We start from the raw sequence: 7,865 nt of genomic DNA, 5'->3' as shown, positions 1-7,865 counted from the left end.
GGTACGGGGCGGGCCGAGGTACCGCATCACCTCGGGGTCGGCGTCGAGCTCCACTTCGTGCTCGAGGTGCTCGTCGGCGAGCGGGACGAGGCGGATCCGGGCGCTGTGCAGCGTGGCCTGGGACATGCGCCGGATTCTCGCCCCGCTGCCGGAACCGGACGAGCGATTTTCCGCCCGGTGAGGCCCCGGGGCCACGGGACGGGCGGCGACGGGGCCGGTGCGCCGGGACGACGAGCGCGAATGGGACCGGTCGTAGGGGGTAGACCGCGCCGATGTTCGGACGGTCCGGCGCGGAGCCGCCGTCGTGAGGAGGAGGATCAGATGTCCCGCGTTTCCCACGCGCAACCGCACGACGGCGAGTTCGAGTTCTGGCGGAACCACGCCCAGATCTCGCTGCAACCGGTCGCCGCGCCGTCCATCCTCGGCCTGTTCGGGTTCGCCGCGGCCACCTTCGTCGTGGCGGCCAACCTGGCCGGCTGGTACGGCGACTCGGGAACACCACGCTTCCTTTTCCCGTTCGCCGCCTTCACCGGCGGGCTCGCCCAGTTCCTCGCCGGAATGTGGGCGTACCGGGCGCGTGACGGCCTGGCCACCGCCATGCACGGGATCTGGGGGGCCTTCTGGCTCGCCTACGGCGTGCTCTTCCTGCTCGTCGCGGTCGGCGCCCTGACCCCGCCGGACCCCTTCGTCGCACTCGGCTACTGGTTCATCGCGCTCGCGGCGATCACCTGGTCGGGGGCGTTCGCCGCGCTCGCGGAGAACATCGGTCTGGCGCTGGTGCTCGCCACGCTCGCGGCCGGCGCGACCTGCCAGGCGATCGGTCAGATCGCCGGCGTCTCGGGCTGGCGGACGGTGGGCGCCTACATCTTCGTCATCTCCGCGGTGATCGCCTGGTACACCGCCACCGCGATGATGCTGGAGGCGACGTACCGGCGGGTGATCCTGCCGGTCGGCAAGATGCGGGCTCCGGACCGGCCGGGCCAGGAGCCCCGCCAGGTCATCCAGTTCATGGCCGGTGAACCGGGCATCAAGGTCGGCCAGTGACGACGTACCCCGGCCGGTAGGGGTTCGGGCGGGTACGCGGGGATCGAACACGGGGGAGAAGCGAACGGCCCAGGTGCCGCGATCATGCGGTCTGCCTGGGCCTTCGTGGGTGGAGCGGGCGACGGGAATCGAACCCGCACCGTCAGTTTGGAAGACTGAAGCTCTGCCATTGAGCTACGCCCGCGTACGCCCCCGAGACGCGGGGCGCGCCCGACAGCCTACCGAACGTCCCGGTGCCGCGCGCAGTCGCACCGGCCCGCCGCGCCGCGTGGGCATCCGAGATCGACTCGACTTGCGGGTGAGTCGGGCCGTCCCGGCGCGCCGACACCGCGACTTCCGGGGAAAACGGGCCCGGCGGAGTCCGCCCCGAGGCCCGAGCCGGGGCGCGAAGGCATACACTCTTCGTCGCCACGGGGTGTGGCGCAGCTTGGTAGCGCACTCGCTTTGGGAGCGAGGGGCCGTGGGTTCAAATCCCGCCACCCCGACTGTCGTCCGCGACCGGGTCGCCCCCGGGTGCCGCCGTTTTCCGCTGCGGTTCCCGGGCGCTGCCGGAGCGCCCGGCCGGCTCGCCTACACTCGATGGGCTGAATCCACGCCCAGACTCAACTGAGATCCGTCAAGGAGTACGCCTGTGAAGAGCACCGTCGAGACTCTGAGCCCGACGCGCGTGCGGCTCGCCATCGAGGTGCCGTTCGTCGAGCTCGAGCCGAGCCTCCAGAAGGCGTACCGGGAGATCGGCCAGCAGGTCCAGGTTCCCGGCTTCCGCCGGGGCAAGGTGCCCGCCGCGGTGATCGACCAGCGGGTGGGCCGGGGCACCGTCCTCAACGAGGCGGTGCAGGAGGCCATCCCGCAGCAGATCCTCGCCGCGGTCCGCGAGCACGACCTGAAGACCCTCGGCCGTCCGGAGGTCGAGATCACCGAGTTCAACGACGGTGACTCGCTCAACTTCACCGCCGAGGTCGACGTGCGCCCGGAGATCACGCTGCCCGACCTCGCCACCGTCGAGGTGACGGTCGACGAGCTCCAGATCGACGACAGCGAGATCGACGAGCAGGTCAAGAACCTGCGTGAGCGGTTCGCGACGCTGAAGACCGTGGAGCGGGCCGCCCAGGAGGGCGACTACGTCCAGATCGACCTGCACGCCACCGTCGACGGTGAGGACGTGCCGGGCGGCTCGGCCAGCAACATCTCCCACGAGGTCGGCAGCAAGCAGCTGCTCCCGGGCCTGGACGAGGCCGTGGTCGGCGTCGCGGCCGGCGAGAGCAAGACCTTCACCACCCAGCTGGTCGGCGGCGACTACGCCGGCCGGGACGCCGACGTGGCGGTGACCGTGCGCACGGTCAAGGAGAAGGAGCTGCCGGAGCTCGACGACGAGTTCGCCCAGATGGCGAGCGAGTTCGACACCATCGAGGAGCTCCGCAACGACCTGCGCGAGCGGGTCACCCGCGGCAAGCAGGTCGAGCAGATCTACGCCGCCCGGGACAAGGCCCTGGAGCAGCTGGTCGCCGCCGCCGAGGTGCCGGCGCCGGAGGGCGTCGTCCGCGAGGAGGTCGCGAGCCGCAAGCAGGCCATGGTCGACCAGCTCGAGCGGATCGGCGCCACCATGGAGGACTACCTCGCCTCGGAGGAGAAGACCGAGGAGCAGATCGACACCGAGCTGACCGAGGCGGCCACCCAGGGCGTCAAGGTCCAGCTGCTGCTGGACACCGTCGCCGACGCCGAGAACGTCGAGGTCTCGGACGACGAGTTCGGTCACGAGATCGTGCACCGGGCCCAGCACGCCGGGATGGCCCCGCAGCAGTACTACGACCAGCTGGTGCGCTCGGGCACGGCGCCCGCCGTCTACGGCGACGTCCGGCGCGGGAAGGTCCTCTCCTCGATCATGGAGCGGATCACGATCAAGGACGCCGCGGGCAACGAGGTCAGCCTCGACGCGCTGCGGGCCGCCAACGAGGCCGAGCACCACAACCACGAGCACTGATCGTCGGGTGAGGCCGTCGTCCGCCGCTTGCGGCGGGCGGCGGCCAAAACCCTTTTCCGGGTACGTCCCGACGGTGGCTGCGCTGTGAGCGAACAGTGCCACGACCGGGACTCTGCCGCCCGGCCGAGCGGTTAGTGTCGGGTAGGACGGTACGGAGAGCGAAGGGCTGCCATGACCGACATGCACATCCCACCGAAGCCGCTCCGGGCGATCGACGCCCGAGGTGGCGACAACATTGGCAACCTCGACGACTCGGTCTACAACCGGTTGCTCAAGGAGCGGATCATCTTCCTGGGCAGCGAGGTGACCGACCAGGTCGCCAACCGCATCTGCGCGCAGCTGCTGCTGCTCGCCGCGGAGGACCCGGACCGCGACATCAACCTCTGGATCAACTCGCCGGGTGGCTCGGTCTACTCGGGTATGGCGATCTACGACACCATGCAGTTCATCGACAACGACGTCTCGACCGTGGCGATGGGCATGGCCGCCTCGATGGGGCAGCTGCTGCTCTGCGCGGGCACGAAGGGCAAGCGTTACGCCCTGCCGCACGCGCGGATCATGATGCACCAGCCGTCGGGTGGCGTGGGTGGTACGGCCGCCGACATCGCCATCCAGGCGGAGCAGATGCTCTACACGAAGCGGATGTTCCAGGAGCGGGTCTCGTACCACACCGGTCAGGCCCCCGAGCAGATCGAGGCGGACTCGGACCGCGACCGTTGGTTCACCGCCCAGGAGGCCGTGGACTACGGCTTCATCGACAAGGTCATCACCGGAGCCACCCAGGTTCCGGAGGGTGCCGGGACTCTGAGCTGAGGAGCTGACGATGACCGACCTGAGTTTGCCACCCCAGTTCGCGGCCGTGCACAACCGCTACGTGCTGCCGTCGTTCGTGGAGCGCACCTCGTACGGGGTCAAGGAGTCCAACCCGTACAACAAGCTCTTCGAGGACCGGATCATCTTCCTCGGCGTCCAGGTGGACGACGCGTCGGCCAACGACGTGATGGCCCAGCTGCTGACGCTGGAGGGCACCGACCCGGACCGCGACATCATCATGTACATCAACTCGCCGGGTGGCTCGTTCACCGCCATGACGGCGATCTACGACACCATGCAGTACGTCCGGCCGGACATCCAGACGGTCTGCCTGGGTCAGGCGGCGAGCGCCGCCGCGGTGCTGCTCGCGGCCGGCACCCCGGGTAAGCGGATGGCGCTGCCGAACTCGCGGATCATCATCCACCAGCCGGCCACCGAGGGCGGCTACGGGCAGGGCTCGGACATCGAGATCCAGGCCCGGGAGATCCTGCGGATGCGGACCCAGCTGGAGGAGATGCTCTCCCGGCACTGCGGCCAGCCGATCGACAAGGTTCGCAAGGACATCGACCGCGACAAGATCATGACGGCCGAGGAGTCCCGCGAGTACGGCCTGGTCGACACCATTCTGACCAGCCGTAAGAAGGGCCTGCTGGCCGCCAACGCCGCCAGCTGACCAATACCGGGTCAGAGGTCGGTCGGGGCGTCGATCCCGGCCGGCCTCTGACACACCCGTTTTGGGGGTCGGAGAAACCTCCGCCAGCGGGTAACGTCGGGTCTGTACCGCTTCGCTGGGTCGGACCGGCGGGGTGCAAGAGACGGGCGGGGCGTGACCCCCGCAGGTCATGGCCGGGCCTCCGGCCGATTGAGTGCAGGGAGAACGTAGGTGGCACGGATCGGTGACGGCGGCGACCTACTGAAGTGCTCCTTCTGCGGTAAGTCGCAGAAGCAGGTCAAGAAGCTCATCGCGGGGCCTGGCGTCTACATCTGCGACGAGTGCATCGATCTCTGCAACGAGATCATCGAGGAGGAGCTGGCCGAGTCCGGCGAGGTGAAGTGGGAAGAACTTCCCAAGCCGATGGAGATCTGCCAGTTCCTCGACAACTACGTCGTCGGCCAGGACCAGGCCAAGAAGGCGCTCTCGGTAGCGGTCTACAACCACTACAAGCGCATCCAGGCCGAGGCGGCCGGCGCCCCGGGTTCGGACACCGTCGAGCTGGCGAAGTCCAACATCCTGCTGCTCGGGCCGACCGGGTGCGGAAAGACCCACCTGGCGCAGACCCTCGCCCGGATGTTGAACGTCCCGTTCGCGATCGCCGACGCCACCGCCCTCACCGAGGCCGGCTACGTGGGTGAGGACGTGGAGAACATCCTCCTCAAGCTCATCCAGGCCGCGGATTACGACATCAAGCGCGCCGAGACCGGCATCATCTACATCGACGAGGTCGACAAGATCGCCCGCAAGTCGGAGAACCCGTCGATCACCCGGGACGTCTCCGGGGAGGGGGTCCAGCAGGCGCTGCTCAAGATGCTGGAGGGCACCGTCGCGAACGTGCCGCCGCAGGGCGGGCGGAAACACCCGCACCAGGAGTTCATCCAGATCGACACCACCAACGTGCTCTTCATCTGCGGTGGCGCCTTCGCCGGGCTCGACCAGATCATCGAGGCTCGCACCGGGTCCGGCGGGACGGGGTTCGGCGCCCGGCTCCGATCCGTCTCCGAGCGCTCGACCGACGACATCTTCAGCCAGGTCATGCCGGAGGACATGCTCAAGTTCGGGCTGATCCCCGAGTTCATCGGCCGGCTTCCGGTGATCACCAGTGTGCGCAGCCTCGACCGCGACGCCCTGGTACGGATCCTCACCGAGCCGCGCAACGCGCTGGTCCGCCAATATCAGCGCCTCTTCGAGCTGGACGGCGTCGAGCTGGAGTTCGAGGAGCCGGCGCTGGAGGCGATCGCCGACCAGGCCATGCTGCGCGGCACCGGTGCGCGGGGGCTGCGGGCGATCATGGAGGAGGTCCTGCTCTCGGTGATGTACGAGGTGCCGAGCAACCCGGACGCCGCACGGGTGCTGATCACCCGTGAGGTGGTGCTCGAGAACGTCAACCCGACGATCGTGCCGCGGGAGTTCACCGGCCGGCGTGCCCGCCGGGACCGCGAGGAGAAGTCCGCCTGAGCTCGCGGCTCCCGCTCACCGGGGCCGGTGCCCGGATCGGCCGGCGCACCGACCCTGTCCGGCGGGCCGTGCTCCCCGTACGCTGAGGCTCATGCGCGTCGCCGTCTGCCAGCTCAACACGGGCGAGGACCGTAAGGCCAACCTCGCCGCCGCGGAGGAGTTGCTGGAGCGCGCCGCGGCCGGCGGCGCCGACCTCGCGCTCCTCCCGGAGTACGTCGACTACCTCGGCCCCGGGGCGGGCATGCCCCCGCCGGAGCCGATCGACGGGGAGGTCGGCGAGTTCTTCGCCGGCGTCGCGCGCCGGCTGGGCATCTGGGTGATCGCCGGTTCCTTTCACGAGGCCGGCCCGGACCCGGAGCGCACCTGGAACACGTCGTTGGTCTTCGACCGCACGGGCGCGCTCGCGGCCAGCTACCGGAAGATCCACCTGTACGACGTGGAGATCCCCGGCCGGGTCTCGTACCGGGAGTCGGCGACGGTGGCGCCGGGGGATCAGCCGGTGGTGGTGACCGTCGACGGCGTACGTGTCGGCCTGTCGATCTGCTACGACCTGCGCTTTCCGGAGCTCTACCGCCGGCTCGCGACCGAGGGCGGCGCCCAGGTGCTCGTGGTCCCCGCCGCGTTCATGCTGCACACCGGTCGCGACCACTGGGAGGTGCTGCTGCGCGCCCGCGCGATCGAGAACCAGTGCTATGTCGTGGCCGCCGGGCAGATCGGTGACCACGAGCCCGGGCGGAGCTGCTTCGGGCGCAGCATGGTCGTCGACGCCTGGGGGACGGTGCTCAGCCAGGTACCGGACGGCTCCGGCGTGGCCTTCGCCGATCTGGATCTCGACCGGCTCGCCGCCATCCGCGCCGAGCTGCCGAGTCTGGCCAACCGACGACTCTGACCGGCTCACCCCTGCAGCAGCACTCCCACCAAGGCGAAGCCCGCGATCGCGGCCGCGGTCACCACCAGTGCGGTGGTCATCCGGGAAGGGCCTCGCCGAGCCAGCCGGCCGACCGACAGCACGACGACGACGAGGACGAAGGCGCCGATCACCAGCTGCCAGAACGGCAGGAGGAGCCCGAGCACCGCCTCCTCGGCGAGCGGGGCGGCGGACGGCCCGGAGTCGACATCCATGACAGACACTCTGGCACGTATCGGTGCCCGGGAGCAGGGCCGCATGGGGCAGTCATCCAAGTGCGTCCGGCGGGGCGCCGTCGCGCAGGGCGCCGCGGCCGGCGGAGCACCGCTCGGTGGGACCGGGCGCAAGCGTGATCGACGGTCGCCGTCGAGGATTTTCGAGGGTCGCCCGCCGGCGTTCCGGGCGCTCTTCACGGACAGTGACCGGCGTTGATTTGCCTTCTACGGTCCGTCCGCGTAACTTTCTCTCTGCACGGGGGAGGCCGGACAAACCGGCCGAGAACGGGCGCCAGGCTCGTGGCGGGAACGCCGAGCGAGGCTGGTCGGGCGGTGCGGAAACACTCCGGAAATTCGGAGTTGCGGACGCGAAGCCGACCGGGTAAAGTACTGAAGCCGGCAGGAGCCGGGCGGATGGCCGCGAAGCGGCGATCGGCCGGTCTGCGGTTTCCCACGACAGCAACGACCGCCTGAATTGGGCGTGCGTCGGCGTGGGTCCGACCAACTAGTTGATCATCTCAGACCGAGATTGACGGCGAAGTTCGGGTCGGGTAGGTTGGAACGGTTGCCCCGAGACGGGGTTCCGCAGAGCGGAGCTTCTGATCGGTGTGTGGTTGTTCTTTGAGAACTCAACAGGGTGTTTGATAAGCCAGTGCCAAATTGATTTATACCCCGGACTGGTTGATTCTTCGGGATCTTCTGGTTTGGATTCCTTTGGCAACTTTTTGTTGC

Annotated in this window: 7 protein-coding genes, 2 tRNA genes and 1 pseudogene; 7 read left to right on the top strand and 3 right to left on the bottom strand. The window is 69.1% G+C overall.

What is annotated here, in order from left to right:
- A pseudogene (locus tag E1211_RS33580) lies at window positions 1-126 on the bottom strand (GNAT family N-acetyltransferase); the annotation flags it as partial.
- A gap of 195 nt (window positions 127-321) precedes the next feature.
- Between E1211_RS33580 and E1211_RS28540 the strand changes: the two are divergent.
- Window positions 322-1,044, top strand: a complete 723-nt coding sequence (locus E1211_RS28540) for an acetate uptake transporter family protein (protein WP_132352739.1) — start codon at window positions 322-324, stop codon at window positions 1,042-1,044.
- Window positions 1,045-1,154: 110 nt separating this feature from the next.
- Here E1211_RS28540 and E1211_RS28535 read toward each other — a convergent pair.
- Window positions 1,155-1,228, bottom strand: a tRNA-Gly gene (locus E1211_RS28535).
- 227 nt (window positions 1,229-1,455) lie between these two features.
- Here E1211_RS28535 and E1211_RS28530 point away from each other — a divergent pair.
- From E1211_RS28530 to E1211_RS28505, 6 genes are all read left to right on the top strand, one after another.
- Window positions 1,456-1,529, top strand: a tRNA-Pro gene (locus E1211_RS28530).
- Between the two features lie 146 nt (window positions 1,530-1,675).
- Window positions 1,676-3,025, top strand: coding sequence for a trigger factor (gene tig, locus E1211_RS28525; protein WP_132352737.1), 1,350 nt, complete (start codon window positions 1,676-1,678; stop codon window positions 3,023-3,025).
- Window positions 3,026-3,196: 171 nt separating this feature from the next.
- Window positions 3,197-3,838: an ATP-dependent Clp protease proteolytic subunit gene (locus E1211_RS28520; protein WP_132352735.1), complete on the top strand. Its 642-nt coding sequence runs from the start codon at window positions 3,197-3,199 to the stop codon at window positions 3,836-3,838.
- A 10-nt stretch (window positions 3,839-3,848) separates the two neighbouring features.
- Window positions 3,849-4,511, top strand: a complete 663-nt coding sequence (locus E1211_RS28515) for an ATP-dependent Clp protease proteolytic subunit (protein WP_132352733.1) — start codon at window positions 3,849-3,851, stop codon at window positions 4,509-4,511.
- A 210-nt stretch (window positions 4,512-4,721) separates the two neighbouring features.
- Window positions 4,722-6,011: an ATP-dependent Clp protease ATP-binding subunit ClpX gene (gene clpX / locus E1211_RS28510; RefSeq protein ID WP_132352731.1), complete on the top strand. Its 1,290-nt coding sequence runs from the start codon at window positions 4,722-4,724 to the stop codon at window positions 6,009-6,011.
- A 91-nt stretch (window positions 6,012-6,102) separates the two neighbouring features.
- The gene (locus tag E1211_RS28505; RefSeq protein WP_132352729.1) at window positions 6,103-6,900 is read left to right on the top strand and encodes a carbon-nitrogen hydrolase family protein; all 798 of its coding nucleotides are present in this window, start codon (window positions 6,103-6,105) and stop codon (window positions 6,898-6,900) included.
- Between the two features lie 5 nt (window positions 6,901-6,905).
- Here the strand turns inward: E1211_RS28505 and E1211_RS28500 are convergent, their stop codons facing one another.
- Complete coding sequence (locus E1211_RS28500; protein ID WP_120679806.1) at window positions 6,906-7,133, bottom strand: hypothetical protein; 228 nt, start codon at window positions 7,131-7,133, stop codon at window positions 6,906-6,908.
- Window positions 7,134-7,865: the final 732 nt, after the last annotated feature.

It is taken from the genome of Micromonospora sp. 15K316 (assembly GCF_004348525.1).
Lineage (GTDB): Bacteria > Actinomycetota > Actinomycetes > Mycobacteriales > Micromonosporaceae > Micromonospora.
Note: the sequence above shows the minus strand (reverse complement) of the source record. Positions and strands in the feature narration are given on the sequence as shown.

What these genes read in the sequence shown, in the direction of transcription:
- E1211_RS28500 (WP_120679806.1), bottom strand. Translation starts at nt 7,133, where the DNA reads ATGGATGTCGACTCCGGGCCGTCCGCCGCCCCGCTCGCCGAGGAGGCG.
- E1211_RS28505 (WP_132352729.1), top strand. Translation starts at nt 6,103, where the DNA reads ATGCGCGTCGCCGTCTGCCAGCTCAACACGGGCGAGGACCGTAAGGCC.
- E1211_RS28515 (WP_132352733.1), top strand. Translation starts at nt 3,849, where the DNA reads ATGACCGACCTGAGTTTGCCACCCCAGTTCGCGGCCGTGCACAACCGC.
- E1211_RS28540 (WP_132352739.1), top strand. Translation starts at nt 322, where the DNA reads ATGTCCCGCGTTTCCCACGCGCAACCGCACGACGGCGAGTTCGAGTTC.
- E1211_RS28520 (WP_132352735.1), top strand. Translation starts at nt 3,197, where the DNA reads ATGACCGACATGCACATCCCACCGAAGCCGCTCCGGGCGATCGACGCC.